General features: G+C 30.5%; 11 protein-coding genes and 2 pseudogenes. 8 read left to right on the top strand and 5 right to left on the bottom strand.

From position 1 onward, the window contains the following. Positions 1-750 precede the first annotated feature (750 nt). The 3 genes from COE49_RS20795 to COE49_RS20785 are packed head-to-tail and all read right to left on the bottom strand — an operon-like array spanning position 751 to position 7,237. A complete protein-coding gene (locus COE49_RS20795; protein ID WP_088233004.1) occupies positions 751-2,127 on the bottom strand; it encodes a lanthionine synthetase C family protein in 1,377 nt (458 codons plus the stop codon). Between the two features lie 13 nt (positions 2,128-2,140). Beyond that, complete coding sequence (locus tag COE49_RS20790) at positions 2,141-4,012, bottom strand: ABC transporter ATP-binding protein (RefSeq protein WP_088233003.1); 1,872 nt, start codon at positions 4,010-4,012, stop codon at positions 2,141-2,143. Continuing rightward, positions 4,013-7,237 carry a lantibiotic dehydratase gene (locus COE49_RS20785; protein ID WP_098946052.1) on the bottom strand — a complete coding sequence of 1,075 codons (3,225 nt, stop codon included), beginning with the start codon at positions 7,235-7,237 and terminating at the stop codon, positions 4,013-4,015. It abuts the gene before it with no gap. A 420-nt stretch (positions 7,238-7,657) separates the two neighbouring features. On the opposite strand from COE49_RS20785, the gene COE49_RS20780 reads away from it, so the two are divergent. The 3 genes from COE49_RS20780 to COE49_RS20770 all read left to right on the top strand — a co-directional run bounded on the left by COE49_RS20780 (position 7,658) and on the right by COE49_RS20770 (position 10,018). Next, positions 7,658-7,846 carry a gallidermin family lantibiotic gene (locus COE49_RS20780; RefSeq protein WP_098946056.1) on the top strand — a complete coding sequence of 63 codons (189 nt, stop codon included), beginning with the start codon at positions 7,658-7,660 and terminating at the stop codon, positions 7,844-7,846. Positions 7,847-8,204: 358 nt separating this feature from the next. Next, entirely contained in the window at positions 8,205-8,930 is a 726-nt protein-coding gene (locus COE49_RS20775) for a response regulator transcription factor (RefSeq protein ID WP_140417514.1), read from the top strand. Then, a complete protein-coding gene (locus COE49_RS20770) occupies positions 8,927-10,018 on the top strand; it encodes a sensor histidine kinase (protein WP_088232999.1) in 1,092 nt (363 codons plus the stop codon). Before COE49_RS20775 ends, COE49_RS20770 begins: the two co-directional genes overlap by 4 nt. Positions 10,019-10,174: 156 nt before the next feature. On the opposite strand, the pseudogene COE49_RS20765 reads toward COE49_RS20770, so the two are convergent. Then, positions 10,175-10,357 (bottom strand): annotated as a pseudogene (locus COE49_RS20765) (IS5/IS1182 family transposase); the annotation flags it as partial. Positions 10,358-10,548: 191 nt separating this feature from the next. Here COE49_RS20765 and COE49_RS20760 point away from each other — a divergent pair. From COE49_RS20760 to COE49_RS28380, 5 genes are read left to right on the top strand one after another with little or no spacing between them, the layout of a single operon-like run. Continuing rightward, positions 10,549-11,463, top strand: a complete 915-nt coding sequence (locus COE49_RS20760) for an ABC transporter ATP-binding protein (RefSeq protein ID WP_088232998.1) — start codon at positions 10,549-10,551, stop codon at positions 11,461-11,463. Continuing rightward, positions 11,460-12,176 carry an ABC transporter permease gene (locus tag COE49_RS20755; protein WP_098946051.1) on the top strand — a complete coding sequence of 239 codons (717 nt, stop codon included), beginning with the start codon at positions 11,460-11,462 and terminating at the stop codon, positions 12,174-12,176. Before COE49_RS20760 ends, COE49_RS20755 begins: the two co-directional genes overlap by 4 nt. 18 nt (positions 12,177-12,194) lie before the next feature. After that, on the top strand, positions 12,195-12,920 hold the full coding sequence (locus tag COE49_RS20750; protein ID WP_098946050.1) for an ABC transporter permease: 726 nt from the start codon (positions 12,195-12,197) through the stop codon (positions 12,918-12,920). A gap of 33 nt (positions 12,921-12,953) precedes the next feature. Further along, positions 12,954-13,859, top strand: a complete 906-nt coding sequence (locus tag COE49_RS20745; protein WP_088232995.1) for an ABC transporter ATP-binding protein — start codon at positions 12,954-12,956, stop codon at positions 13,857-13,859. 20 nt (positions 13,860-13,879) lie between these two features. After that, the gene (locus COE49_RS28380; protein WP_098946049.1) at positions 13,880-14,563 is read left to right on the top strand and encodes an ABC transporter permease; all 684 of its coding nucleotides are present in this window, start codon (positions 13,880-13,882) and stop codon (positions 14,561-14,563) included. 393 nt (positions 14,564-14,956) lie between these two features. On the opposite strand, the pseudogene COE49_RS28375 reads toward COE49_RS28380, so the two are convergent. Next, positions 14,957-15,130: pseudogene (locus COE49_RS28375) on the bottom strand (IS3 family transposase); the annotation flags it as partial. Positions 15,131-15,280: the final 150 nt, after the last annotated feature.

The raw sequence follows: 15,280 nt of genomic DNA, 5'->3' as shown, positions 1-15,280 counted from the left end.
AAGATGGTTAATTTTTAATGGTGATCCATATATTGAAGAAGAATAGATTATGTATTAGGGGCTTTCTTTTTTTTTACCAGGTTTATTAAAATTGGTAAGTGTTAAGGTGCAGTATTATAGTTAGAAATCCAAAAGGTTAAATAATTCTATTTAAAGTCTATAGTGTTACGCAGAAATTCATCTTAATTTACATAGCACTATAGACTCTTCTCATGAGGTATCATCTATGACTCAAAAAAGTATCACTTATAAAAGTTGATTTATCTCTTAGCGTACGGAATTCGTGTTTTGTTGGTGCTACGCCAATTACATGTAAGCCTGTTATCCCTTTGTATTTAAAGACTTTATCATTTCTAATACAATTGTATTCTGTAAGCTGCTATTTCATTGTGTAAGCGAAAATAAGAAGCCGTTTTTGTGAATACATTTTTAAAAATGCTGAAAAGGGAATGAGAGATCCCATTAAATCTCTCATTTCTCTTTCGTTAAATAATATTTTTGTATAAATGTAGATATTGATTTGAAATAAAGTTTAACTGTTTATAACAAAGTCGTACCGTTTAAAACAAAGTTTAACCGTTTTGAAAAAAGTTTGATTAAAATACAACCTTTATTTCAAAAATACAACTGAAAAAGTCTATTTCACAATAAAAAGAAGCTGATTACCTACTGTATGTAGATGACCAGCTTCTTATAGCCACAATGCAAATAAATTCATATTTTAATTTGATGTTAATTATATTAATTGTTTTAATTTAATAAAAACACCGAGTCCCAATCTGGTCTCTCTGTTTGAATTGTACTAAGTAGAGATAAGACAATTCCAGTCGTGCCTTCTAATAGACCTACTTTTGTTACATAGCGTATTTGGTTATTTTCATGTATACAATCGTAGTATCCTAGGGGAGCGGTTGAATCATATAAGGAAATTACCTCTTCCACAAGTTCATCTCTTAACTTTTTTAATTCTTTAACTCCTGTATCTACCCACATACATTGTGTCATGTATAAGAGACCTGCAATACCATGACAGAACGTAGGAGAGTCAAGCAATCTTGTACTAGATGGTCTTTTAAAAGTTGCTATATAAGATTCTATAGCTTTTTCTTTCCAATGGTCTTTACCTAAAGCATCTGCTGCTAACCATAAAGAGCGAGCAACACCCGGTGACCCGTAACACCATCCATCTCTATGTGTCGATTTACCTTTTAATACTCCATTTACATGTTCTTCCCAACTAATACAATTTGGCCAATAAACTCCATACTCATCATATGCAGTCCACTTTAATAACCATTTAGCAATATTTTCTATAGCTTGTACTTGACCAGGAACTTCAATCCCCTTTTTTTGGGTTAAAGAAAGTAATGCTAAAACTCCAGGTATACCATGTGATAATCCACAATTAAAATTTCCTTGAGGGTAACTAAATTTATCAGAATCTAATAATAGCTTATCCACAGGTATATACCATCCAGGAACATATTGTCCATTTATATACTTATGCTCACTAACTTTAACTAGATATTCTAAAACTTCTAACAATGCTTGTTTTATCTTAGGATTCTCTTGAAACTCTAACAGATACCTTCCAATACCACTCCACCCTTGAATGGCATCATAATTTTTCATTGATACCCCATCATTAATTTGAGCAAATGATTCCTCTAACAGATTCGAATAATTATTTAGGAAAAAGGTATGCAAGGTATTTATCATATTTTGATATCTGGTGCCACCTTTAGATAACCCATTTGCCCCCATTATAATGCCAGATATTCCTCCCCATAGCGAAAGACTTGTGATTGTGTCTTCATTAAGCGATTTTTGAATAGCCTTCATATATTCGTGGCCTGTAATATCCCAGTTCATTTCTGGAAAACTTCTATCTAGCTCACCCATTAATAAGCAAATTCCAGGATAGCCATGTGAGAGGCTTAGATCTTGCCAAGGCAATAACTCATGATTTTCTACTCTAACAATATTTTTTTTATCTAATCCATGTTCTTTTGATTTTTTAGGATCTTGTAATAATCTAGATAATGCTAAAGTTAATGTAGAAATCTTATATGATAAATTCTCATCTTCAATAGGCTTCCAATTATTCTTAAGAGTTGTTTTTTTCATTTATTTGCTCCTTTTAATGATTAGATACTAAATTTTCTTCTTTAGCGAAATTTGACATCTGAAGTCTATATAACTTCGCATATTGTCCATCTAATTTCATCAATTCATGATGAGTACCTGATTCTACAATTCTTCCATTATCCATTACGATAATTTTATCTGCAAAAGATACAGAGGAAAAACGATGGGATATGAAAATTCCTATTTTATTTTCGACTAGTTTTCTGAATTTATCAAACACTTCTATTTCAGCTTCAGGATCTAAAAAAGAACTAGGCTCATCCAGAATATATACATCTGCGTTTCTCATAAAAGCCCTAGCCACAGCAACTCTTTGCCATTGCCCTCCCGACAGTTGATGTCCATCTTTGAATAACTTACCAAGTTGTGTATCTAGTTTAGATGGTAATTGGTTTACTAAATCTTTTATACCTGCTCTCTCAGCTGCCTTTAAAACCTCATCTGAATTGTTCACATTCATAAGATTTCCAAATCCAATGTTTTCTCTAACAGACATTTCGTAATGAACAAAATCTTGAAATACGACCCCTATTTTTTGTAAAAACTGATCTTCTGGATAAGATACTATTGATTTCCCATTAATTAGAATATCTCCCTGATAATCTTGATAAAGCTGAGCCATTAATTTAACTAGCGTTGACTTACCAGAGCCATTTTTACCGACAATAGCTACAGTTTCTCCCCTATTAAGTTCTAAGTCAATTGTATCTAGAGCTAGCTTCTTACTGTTTGGGTAACAGAAACTTAAATTTCTTAGCCTTATTTGTTCTATACTATCCAAGGAGTTGTTTTCTATTATTTCTTTACTGTGTAAGCTTCTTGCCAATTTATCGCTGGAATCGAGACTTAGAAAAGTAAATAACTGTTGCATATATAAGTTATTTTGACAAAATGACAAGATATATTGTACTGCACCTTGAGCATTTGCCTGTGTCATCATAACAGCCTGTATCATACCCACTAGTTGACCTATATTGATTTGTTTTGTATACGTATCATGCAAGATTAAAAATATAACATACGCTACTACTACTTGATTCAATAATTTAAAGAAAAAAGAAATGTTAGTTCTACGTCTAACAAGAGATTTATTTTCTTGATAGAACAAATTAAATAGTTCTCTATATCTTGTTAAAAGATATTGACCTAATTTATAAATTTTAATTTCTTTAAAGCTACTATCTTTAGTAACAAGAAATGTTAAATACCAAGACTGTCTATATTTAGGCGCTCTATTATACTGTAATTGGTATTCTTGTTTTCCAATACGTAATAATGAAATAAACGATGTAATCGGAACAACAATTAATAATATAGTTGTTGTCCATCTCCAAGAAAGGAGAATAGATGCTGTTGAAAAAAGCATAATAACGCCACTAATTATTGAGAGTATTTCCATGAAAATTTGATAAGGTCTATAATTAGCTTCGCTTTGGGATCTTTTTAGCTGATCCTGAACATCAGCATTTTCAAATTCCGTCAGAGATAAGTTAATGGTCTTTTCCATAATTAAAATATTCACTCTGTTAGATAATAGGCTTTCAAACAATTTATGGAAGTAATTTTTTATCAACGAGATAACTTCATTCATAAAACCTATACTTATTAACAACAAAAAGTAGAATATTACATCGTCAAAACTATTGGTTGCTTGAGCCTTTATTACACTATTCACTATATTTTGGGTACATATAAGAATTATTGCTGGAGTAATTCCCTGTAAGCCAGTAGTGATTAATATAATGAGTAAATAAAATTTTTGCGTCCCCCAAAGTAGGCCAAATACTTGAGGCCAAAAACGAAAAGAACGCCAGACATTTAAGATGCTTAAGGTTTCTAATGATTCCTTATCTACTTTGCTCATTTATTGTTTTCTCCTTAGATATCTTAAGTTATGGAGTGTGTGCCTTGCTAAAGCCATAATTTTCTTTTCTTTTTCTCTATTTACACCAATTAGACGGTTCAGGCTCATATGAATTACACTTCCCACTATGTCATCATAATCATTCGTTAACTTCCCTTTACTTTTTTCCTCTTCGATTTCTCTCGAATATTTCTCAAGATAATAGTTTCTTTTTAAAAATAAATTATAAATTGTTAAACCATTAGGTTCTTCTCTTAAACTTTTCCATTCTTCATGTGAATTAGCTACTTTAAGGAGAATACTCCTTTTTTCTCGAAATTCTACTAGATATTCCTTATAATTTAAGCTGTCGTTTAGCCAGTTTAATGTTTTCTCAAAAGTGAACCCTAGGCCTTCAAATATACTTATAACATTAATAACTCCCAATACTTCTTCATCTAAATCAATTTTTTTCCAACGTTTTAATTCGATTAAATTCGAAATTAAGGAACTATCTGCAAAAAAGAGATTTTCAGCTTCTAAAATTAACTTATCTCCTCCATACCTTTCAATCTCAGGGTCATAAGTATCAATGGTTAGGTTAGATAACATGCCTTCTTCTCTTAATTGTTGCGACCATTTATAAAAAGCAATTAAACCTTTTGTTTGTATAAGATGAGGGTCACCCTTGAATCGAATTCTTAAATGATGCTTAGGATCTGCATACCTTATAAAAAACCATGAATCCAACCATCCTTCTTTCTGAGCAGAATGAACAAATTCCTTCAGGGATTTACTAATAAACTCTTCTTGCCGTTGACCCATTCCATACAATTTCACATAGAGCCATTCACTCCCTGGGAATTTTAATCTTTCATCCCCAATAATGGTTTTATTTATATCTTCTCTAGGAGCATCTATCACATTAGATAAGTGTTCATTATGCTTTTTTACTAACGGAAAAACACATTCAACAAGATATGTCCCCTGTTCACTAGTTACCCAGCTGTCCAAAATATCATCATCTACTTCTATCAAACGAAGGCTTTGACCACTAGTCAGTTTCGTATAATCTTTCCTGATAATTTCCAAATGAAGAGGATTATCTAAATCTAGCAGCAATCTATTATCTCCAACTGTAAGAAAAACATACTTAGAGACTTTCCATTTATCTCTCCATATGTTTATTAAATTATTCCATTTATGAGTTTCATTAATGTCCTGTTTATCAAATGTATCCTGATTAATTTTCCATTCAGCAGGAGAGATTATTATATTTCCTGATTTAATTCTCGGTAGTACAGGTAAATCCCCTAAATTTCCCCAATCAAAAGACATCCATCTCTTTCTTCCCTCTAATCCTATCTCAGCTAAGAAACGACAAACATTTGGTGCAGTAAGGTAGTTAAGCATATGATTATTTGTCGGGATAATTTTTTTATTTAAGGATTTAGATTTTAAATAAAAGCTATCAAAAGTAGCGCCGACTACTATATCAGACAAAGGTATTGTATGATTTGCCCCCTTAGATGAATTTGTTCCAATAACTATCTCATAGGGACGAATATTCTCGGTTAACGCAACATTAGAATTTCTACCAGCTGGAGGCAAATACACTATTTCAGCAAAAATTGCGTCTTCTTCAATTTCTTGTTCCAAATTATGAATAGAATTCATTTTTTCAGTTACTTCAGTATCAAAGAGATCAATAAATCTCCCAAATGTCTTTCCAGCGCCTTCAGATCCAGGATTAGGGCTTAATATCATTTTATAATCGCCTTTATTTAGCGCATCTTTACTTCTGGAAAGAATAGAGAAGTATAATTCCATGGAAAGAGGAGCCTTTTCATCATCTACTTCATTATCTTCAATATCTTTTAGCCTATTATGATCAATCTCAATTTCCATTTCCCCTTTATTAACCGCTTCCATAATCCATTTATTTAAAAATTTTTCCCGATTTTTTTGAAAATCTGAAATTGGCTCATTGTAACTATAAGGGCTCTTAGGATATTTATAAGTCGCAGGTGCTCCTAATCCAATATCTTCATCTAGCAAATCAAGTATAGGAACCTCTCTGTACGGTCCATATTTTTCTAAAAATTCATTTCGATATTGACTCAAATGACTAAATCCGATAACCGGAGGAGATAGCTTCCAAAGTAATTCTGCTGCTTTTTCAACATTTTCTTTAATCTCATATGTTAAAGTATTGTTTTTTTCTTTAATTACTAAATCGACTTGTAATGGGTTCTTAACTTGAACAATACTGTTCATTTTATGATTTATTAACTTTAATAAGTTTTCACCCGTACCAATAGATAACGCGTTATATTGCTCTATGTATTCTTTAATCTCAACTAATTCAGTTGTAAAATTGGAATTCTTATCCACCCTTAAAAGTATGTTTAGAACATGATTAAAAGGATTCGTACACATGAACGGTGGGCGAAGCTCACTTATTAAAAATTCTTCGTTCAATAACTGTTTTACAAATTTGTATATTATAGCTTTGCTAGTATCAGGATATAAGTTACTTACTTCTTTAATTAAATCTTTAAATACTAATCTTTCTTTAGCAATTTCAAGTACTTGTTTTACCACAGGAGTATAACTAATCGAATGATAATTGATAACGAAAGCGTTTTCTTGGGTTAACTGTTGACCATAACCTGTGTGATAAGGTATTTTTAAACGATTTCCATTTTTGTAAGCTGAAGTATTTGTCGTTATATAAAGATCATCCATTATTTCTTCTGACTTTTCTAAAACCTCAACCAATTTTAATAACCATTCCATGTCTGCTCTAGCACGTTTTTTAAACTGATTAACCCCTTCTAAGGATATGTTCCCTAAGTTATGAAACTTACCATGTGATACACCTGAAAAAATACCATAAGGAGTTGGCCTTGTAGTCATTCTATTTAAATAACGTGAAAATGAGTCAATCGTTTGTCTTTTCTTTTTGTTATTAGTGCTCAAATTAATATTGTCTAATGAACTATGTAAAGCGTTACTTGCTACAGCTATTGTTTCTCGAATAACTGGATTACTTGAAAGTTCTTGTAAATTTTCTATTCCCATTTCATATTGCTCTATATCTTGCTTTCCTACTAAATCAAAACATTCTTTATAAACTTCAATAGGCAATAGAGGCGTTCTAATCATAAAAAAATCTAATGCACAAAAAATTGATGATTCTGTAGTTAAACTCGTATTTTTTAAATCATCTTCCTTAGTGATCATCTATCTCACTCCTCCTACTTGTAATTAGTTTTATCTAATTATCAAAATAAACAAAAACCCTTCTCATTATAAACACTTATGCAAATGAATGTATAGTATTTCTTGTAAATTGATACATTATTTATCAATTATACCAAAATAACTCAAAAATTTTTCGGATAGAATAATAGCCTTTGAAGTGTTTTTTGTTTTCTTTGTATATATAACCTTTGAAGTGTTTTTGTTTTCTTTATGTAGATATTTTTCTCTAGAACGAAATAAAATTTAAATTTTACTAACATAAAAATAGAATAAATTAATAAATATACCATACATTTACATTTTTTCAAGCTTTTTATATTTTTTCTTCTTTTTGTAAAAAAAACTATATACAAACTCAAATTTTTTATGTATATTTTTTTGTGAGGTGCATTTCAAAAAATAATCACAGTCGAGAATGGAGAATTTAAAATTGAAAATAACAAATTATTCGATTTAGATGTTCAAGTTAGCTCAAACTTAGAAGAACAAGGTGGAGTAGAACCACGTAGTGGAATTATTTGTACTCCAGGTACTTGTCAAACACTTTGCCGAATTACAGAAAATTGGTGCTCTTTAAAGTGTAGTTAATTAAAAGATTAATAATCTTAAGAACAAGCTCTTTTTCGGCCAAAAAAGAGCTTGTTCTTTTACCTCATATACTAAATAAGGTAAAATTCGTTTGTGTATAAAGCTGCGTGTATGTTTATAAAAGATAAATTTTTCAATATACACCACTTTCTATAGCTAACAATTAACTTTAACTATGTTCCTACACGTTATTATGCCAAATGAAAGTAAACACGAAGTAAATAAAAACTTATATTTACTTAACTAATTAAATTGAATAGAAATCTGTATTAAGGTACTTATTAAAAAATAAGTGCTTTTTTTGTTTGTTCGATATAATATCAGTAGGATATATTATTATTTTTAGGAAAGAAGGGGCATTATGAATTATTCCTTACTATTAGTTGACGATGAAAAAGGTCTATTAGATGTACTAGAGTTAGCACTAAGAAAGGATGGTTTTCAAAATATACATACAGCTACAACTGGGGTAAAAGCTCTAAATAAAATTAAAGAGCACTCTTTCGATCTTATTATTTTAGACATTATGCTACCTGATATAGACGGTTTAGAAGTATGTAGACAAATGAGAACTCTAATAAATGCACCTATTATATTTCTAACTGCTAAAGGAACTGACATGGATAAGATTATGGGATTAACTATTGGAGGCGACGATTACATAACAAAGCCTTTTAATTCTTTAGAAGTAATTGCACGAGTAAAAGCAAACTTAAGAAGACAAGAGTTTATAGCAAATAAACCAAAAAACTCTGAAGAAAAAAGATTTAACCTAAACAATAATGTTCAAGTATTGGAAGAATCCGGTCAAATTCTTGTTGGTAAAACCCATATTGAATGTCCTGCTAAAGAATTTGAGCTCCTAATTTTTTTATGTAACCATCCTAATCGTATATTTAGCGTTCGACAATTATATCAACAAGTTTGGGGGGATTTTTACATTGGTGATGAAAAAACAGTGGTGATTCATATTTCTAGATTGAGAAAGAAGATAGAAGCAGATCCTAAAAAGCCCTCTATCTTAGTAAATGTGCGGGGATTGGGTTATAAATTAATATTAAAAAATGAGGAGCAACAGAATTGAAAATACTTTTTCGTTTTATTTTTCACTTCACTAGGGTCCTTGGTTTATTAGCATTCTTTATGCTATTTATCTATATTATATTAGCTCAACTACTAACTAACTTTGTTATATCGACGCCTTATTTTCATATTTATGCTGCTATAATATTTGGTATTGCATTCGTCATATTTGCAGGTTTATATAGTTGGTATGTAATACAGCCTATGTTTTACTTAATTTCCTGGATTAAGGGTCTATCTCAAGGGAATCTAGAAAGACCCTACAAAAAAACTTATATGCCTTACTTAAAAAAAGTCATGCCTAAATGGTTGAGAAAGACAACTCCATACTTTGAAGAGTTGGAAAGTCATGTGGAAAAACTAGCCCATACTTTAGAGCAGAACCAAAAGTTGCAACAGCAATTAGATCAATCTAAAAAAGAATGGTTATCCGGTGTATCTCATGATTTAAAGACCCCACTTTCCTATCTTAAAGCTTACTCTAGTTTATTATTATCATCTGATTACAAATGGTCAGAGGAAGAAAAGTCGAATTCATTAAAAATAATTTATGAAAAATCTCTCCATATAGAATCACTTATTGATGATATGAATCTTTTATTTCAATCTGAGAATGGAGATTTAATTGTTTCATTAAAGGATGTTGATATCATAGATTTCATTGAAAATATTGTAATTGATATGGCCAACAGCCCCCTTGCAGAAGGTTATAATCTAAGCTTTGAAACAAACATTTATTCTTTACATATGAAAATAGACAAGAAACTTATGAATAGAGCATTATCTAACCTTATACTAAATGCACTCGTTCATAATCCTCCAGGGACAAACATATCAATTCGTATTTCTTACAATGAGCACCTTAATATATACATAAAAGATAATGGAATCGGGATGGATGAAGATACTTTAGAACATTTATTTGAAAAGTATTATAGAAATTCTAAATTCAATCGTTCCCATAGCAGTGGTTTAGGAATGAGTATTGCTCAATCTTTCATCGTTTCTCAGCAAGGTAAAATTAGCGTCAAAAGTAAAATTAATGAAGGTACATTAATCAAAATTAGTTTACAGGATACTAATAATTGATTATTAGTATCCTCAGAGTGTTTGGGAATTTTTTAGAGTTTCCAACACTCATTGAAAATTGAATTTTCAATGAGTGAAAAACACGAAAAAATGATAGAAATAAGAAAAATAGTCCTCAACCTGANNTCAGGTTGAGGACTATTTTTTTCATATTATGGTGAGGTAAGTCTGTATTTGGACAGAATTTATTCCTCGGAAACGAGCGTATCGATAGCTATGTAGCTCTTTAGCATCCGTAAAACTCAGTTAAATGGTAGAACAGCATACTTTATATCGTTTTCCTTAAACTTGTTAGCTTATTTTTCTTGCTATATCTTTATATTCTTCCCCAATATGATGGTAACGGAAAAACCGCACAGTCTAGTCTGCTGAATTAGACTTATATTGGCGCTACCCTATTAACATAAATATATTCTTGTTCAGACACAAAATAAACAGGATACCAATAATTAATTATTAGTATCCTGTTCGTTTTGTGTTTACCTTATGTTTACTTAAGTTTAGTAGAATATAAGCGAGGTGAAAAATTAATGAATGAATATGTAATTAAAACAAGAAACTTAACAAAAAAGCATGGAAAAATAAATTCAGTTAACAACTTAAACTTAGAGGTACCTGAAGGAAGTATATACGGATTTTTAGGACCTAATGGAGCAGGTAAAACAACCACTATTAAGATGCTACTGGGTTTAATTAAACCTTCTAATGGCAAAATAGAAATTTTTAATAGCGATTTATTAAAGAATAGATCCTCTATTTTATCTAAAGTTGGATCTCTAGTTGAATCTCCTTCATACTATGGACACTTAAGTGGATACAAAAACCTTGAAGTAATAGCTACTATGTTAGACATAAAAAAAAGCAGAATTGATGAAGTGCTGAAATTAGTACGCTTAACTAAGGAAGCACAGAAACCTGTCAAACATTATTCCCTGGGTATGAAACAGCGATTAGGTATTGCCTCTGCATTAATAGGTGAACCACAGTTGCTAATATTAGATGAACCAACTAATGGTCTAGATCCTTCAGGAATACAGGAAATAAGAGAATTAATTATTGAAATGCCTAAGCGGTTTGGTATTACAGTGATGGTTTCTAGTCATTTACTAAGTGAAATTAACGCCATGGCTACACATGTTGGGATTATAAATGAAGGCAATTTAGTTTTTCAGAATAAATTAGAAGTTTTACAAGATAAAAATAAATCTCAACTTTATCTTGAAGTCGGTAACCCTGAATTAGCTTATGCACAATTAAAAAATCAAGGCTGGGAAGTAGATAACAAATCTAATGGCCTTCTTGTAAACTCCATTAGCCGTAAAGATATCGCCAAAATTGTTGAATCTTTGGTATTGGAGAAGAATCTTATTTATAAAGTTAACGAGCAAAAAAGATCATTAGAAGATATCTTTCTAAACTTAACCGGAAAGGGGCAAAGTTTATGATATCTCACCTTTTATTAGCAGATTGGCTAAAATTAAAGAAGATACCTGTATTAGGTACTATTTTAATTGGAAGTATGGGCTTAAGTATAGTAGTATCTGTTCAATCGTATTTTTGGAGCGATAAAGTAAGTGAATCAAAAGGCATTTTCATAGTTGCCATTTTAAATTTATTTCTCCATTTTACTCTGATGGTTATAGCCACTCTTTTATCGTCAATTATTGCAGGAAATGAGCACGATTCTAATAGCTGGAAAAAGATATTTTCACTTCCAATTTCTAAAATCCAGATTTTTTTTAGCAAAACCATATTAGTAATTTCTTTATTAGCTATTACAAGCCTTTTAATACTGTTAGGTTCTATTTTAATCTGGTCAGCCTTTGCAGGCTTTGATCAAATAATTTGGACTTTACTCTTGAAACAAATATCTTTTTCGTTTTTAGCTTCTCTACCTACTATTGCTATTCAATTATGGTTGTCGCTAAGCATTAAAAATCAAGCCATACCTATTTTAATTGGGGTAATTGGAGCAGTTTTAAGTTTATTCTTAGCACGTTCTTCTTCAGTTATGCTTAATTTCTTACCTTGGTCATATCCTCCATTATCCACTCCATTATTACCCTATTCTATAAATTGGGTTTGGAAAGGATTATTGTTGGGAGTATTAATTTTCATTTTAGGAGCAGTAAAGTTTTCTAAACAAGAAGCTCATTAAGAAAAAGGGAGTCAATAAATGTTTAAACGCAGCCTAAATTCAGAAAAAATAAAAATTCAATGGTATTTTTTCTTTCTATTAATCATTTGTGAAACATTAATGAATAGCTTTATTTCTTTTATTGCCTTGGGTCAAGACTTTTCATTAAATTGGAATAGTTATTATACTTATGCAGCTAATTTCCATTCGATGTTTTTCTTTCCTTTGTTAGCTGGTTTGTTCACGACCTTGTTATATCGTTATGAACATAATAATAATAGTTGGAAAAATATTTTGACCGCAACTATACCTAAACATTATATTTATTTATCGAAAATAATATGGGTTTTTTTATTTTTAGTGATTACTCAATTGTTCTTCTTTCTAAGTTATTTTATTGTTGGTCAAATTTTAGGAGTAGAAGGATCGTTACCGTTATTTTCCATATTTAAAAGTTTAGTTGGGGGTATTATAGCTATTATTCCTTTGTTGGCATTACAATCCTGGATTTCTATATATATTAGAAACTTTGGTGCCTCCTTAGTAATTGTACTTGGATTGATAATTCCTAATTTATTATTAACAGGAATGCACTCTAACTTAGGTAGCTGGTTTCCTTCTACAATACCTTTTTATACTATGATGCCACAGGGCACACAATTTTCTCCTAGAGTAGATTTATTTAGCCTTTATATAATTGTTGCTATAACTTCAACCATTTATATATTAGGTGGCTCACTTTCTTTTCGGAAAAGAGAATGGTAACAACCTATCTTTTATTAAAAGGAGTAATAAAAAATGGTGACTAAGAATGTTATAGAAACATATAATTTATCAAAAAAGTATGATAAAAAAATTATTATTGATCAAATAAATCTTCAAGTTCCCCAAGGAAGTATTTTTGGATTACTAGGTCCAAATGGTGCAGGAAAAACTACTCTCATAAAGATGTTATTAGGTCTTTCTACTCCTAGCAGTGGGGAAATTAAATTATTTGGAGAATCCATACAAAAAAATAAGATACCTTTATTAGGTAAGATAGGAGCATTTATCGACACTCCTAGTGCTTTTGAACATTTGAATGGTGTGGAAAATTTAAAGTATATTTGTAAATTAAGAGGACTTTCATATAAGCAAATAGACAAATCTTTGAAATCTGTGGGATTAAAAGACGTAGGTAAAAGTAAAGTTAAACATTATTCTTTAGGAATGAAACAAAGACTTGGTATTGCTACTGCACTTTTAGACTCCCCTTCTCTACTTGTGTTAGATGAACCAACTAACGGTTTAGATCCTAATGGCATTTTAGAAATAAGAAATTTAATTCAACGATTACAAAATACTGGTCATACAGTTTTTATTTCTAGTCACCAACTTTCAGAGATAGAGCAAATTGCAACACATATTGCTATTATAGAATCAGGTAATTTGCGTTTTCAAGGAACAATGAACGAACTAATGAGGAATAACTCTACAATTATTTCTATACATTCTGATGACACAGAAGAGTGTATTCACCTTTTAAAATCCATGTCTTATCAAGTGTCAATTAACAAGCATCTGATAGAGGTACGGGGATCAGAATCCGATATACCCATAATTACAAATTTAATGTTATCTAACAGAGTATCTTTAAAAGGTATAAATATTCGAAAGCAAACACTAGAAACATCATACTTTAGTAAGTTAAAAAATATTAACTAAAGAAGGGACTTAAATTACTGATGCTTTCAATAAGATTGTTACATGCAGAGCTAATTAAAGCAAAACGTACTTCTGTCATTTATTTAGCTATAGTTATTCCTATTATATATTCTTTACTCACTTTATTTATTTTATTTTTTGAACAACAGAAAGAAAGCTTGCACTTGTTACCTGACTTTGGATGGTTATACATGTTTTTACCGTTAGGTCTAACCATTTTAACTTCTCTATCTTCAAACGTTTTTTATTCTAATAACATGTGGAAAATAATAATGATACAACCTATTTCTCGAGTTAGCTTCTATATAAATCATCTATTGTTTATTAAACTTCTTATATTAACAGGATGTATCGTACTAAGTATTTGTTCAATTTTTATAAATATAATACTGTTCCAAGAAACTCCATTACCTTGGAACAGTATTATAAGTTCATGTTTAATCTCATGGGTTTGCAGTATGCCTGTAATTTCATTTCAAGTATTAATAGGAATAAAGTTTAAATCAATTGCTGCTTCTTTAAGTATAGGGATAGCTGGATTTTTCTTCAGCTTGATTTCTTATTATCAAGCTTCTTTTTTAGGTATGTGGCATTATCCATTGAGTACAATAGAGGGAAACAATTCTTATCTTATAATACTTAGTATCTTTCTAAGTTGCTTTTTTACCGTGATTGGAGTAATTTCCTTATTAAAAACTGAATAAAAATAAATCTAATTAAAAAATAAAATTTATAAATCCTCAATAAAAATCAGTTCATCTAAAACGAAATATCGCAAAAACATAAAAAACCTTTAAATTATGAACTGAACTGCATCCTATAAATGTTGCTTTAAAATAAAGTTTGATCAAATTGATACTAATAACCTTGATAAACGATCATAGAAAAGAGCGTGTTTTAAAAAAAGTTTAATCAAAACACGCTCTTAATATTTTCAGTTGGTTCATTCTTTGGTTCTGGTGCAAAAACTCTAAAGCTCTTGCAAGTAATCTCCTAAAATTGGATATACTGATAGTATTACTTGGTTTCCCCCCGTCAAGTAGATAACTGTAAAAAGGCTTAACTATCGAGCGCCGATTGAATACCGAATCTCGATAGTTAAGCCTTTTTTGAAATCGTTTGTAGTTGTAATGATAGATGTATGTTTCAATAGCTTGAGTTAGTTCTTCTTTTGTTTGATAATAATTAAGATAAAACATTTCAGATTTAAAATGAGAGAAGAATGATTCAACGCAAGCATTGTCATGGCAGTTTCCTTTGCGGGAGTGGTTGCTGATGGTTCCCTACACATCTCTTTTTTGTGCTGCTAGGGGTCCCACACACATGCCTATAAACTTAAGAATTTTATAATACCCCAAAAAAAAAATTCGCATTTTCACCTGAAGATGTCAATTTTCTCATTTTGGGGTATTTGCTTTTCT

This window comes from Bacillus sp. AFS029637 (assembly GCF_002584985.1).
Lineage (GTDB): Bacteria > Bacillota > Bacilli > Bacillales > Bacillaceae_G > Bacillus_A.
This window is presented reverse-complemented; position numbering and strand designations above follow the sequence as displayed.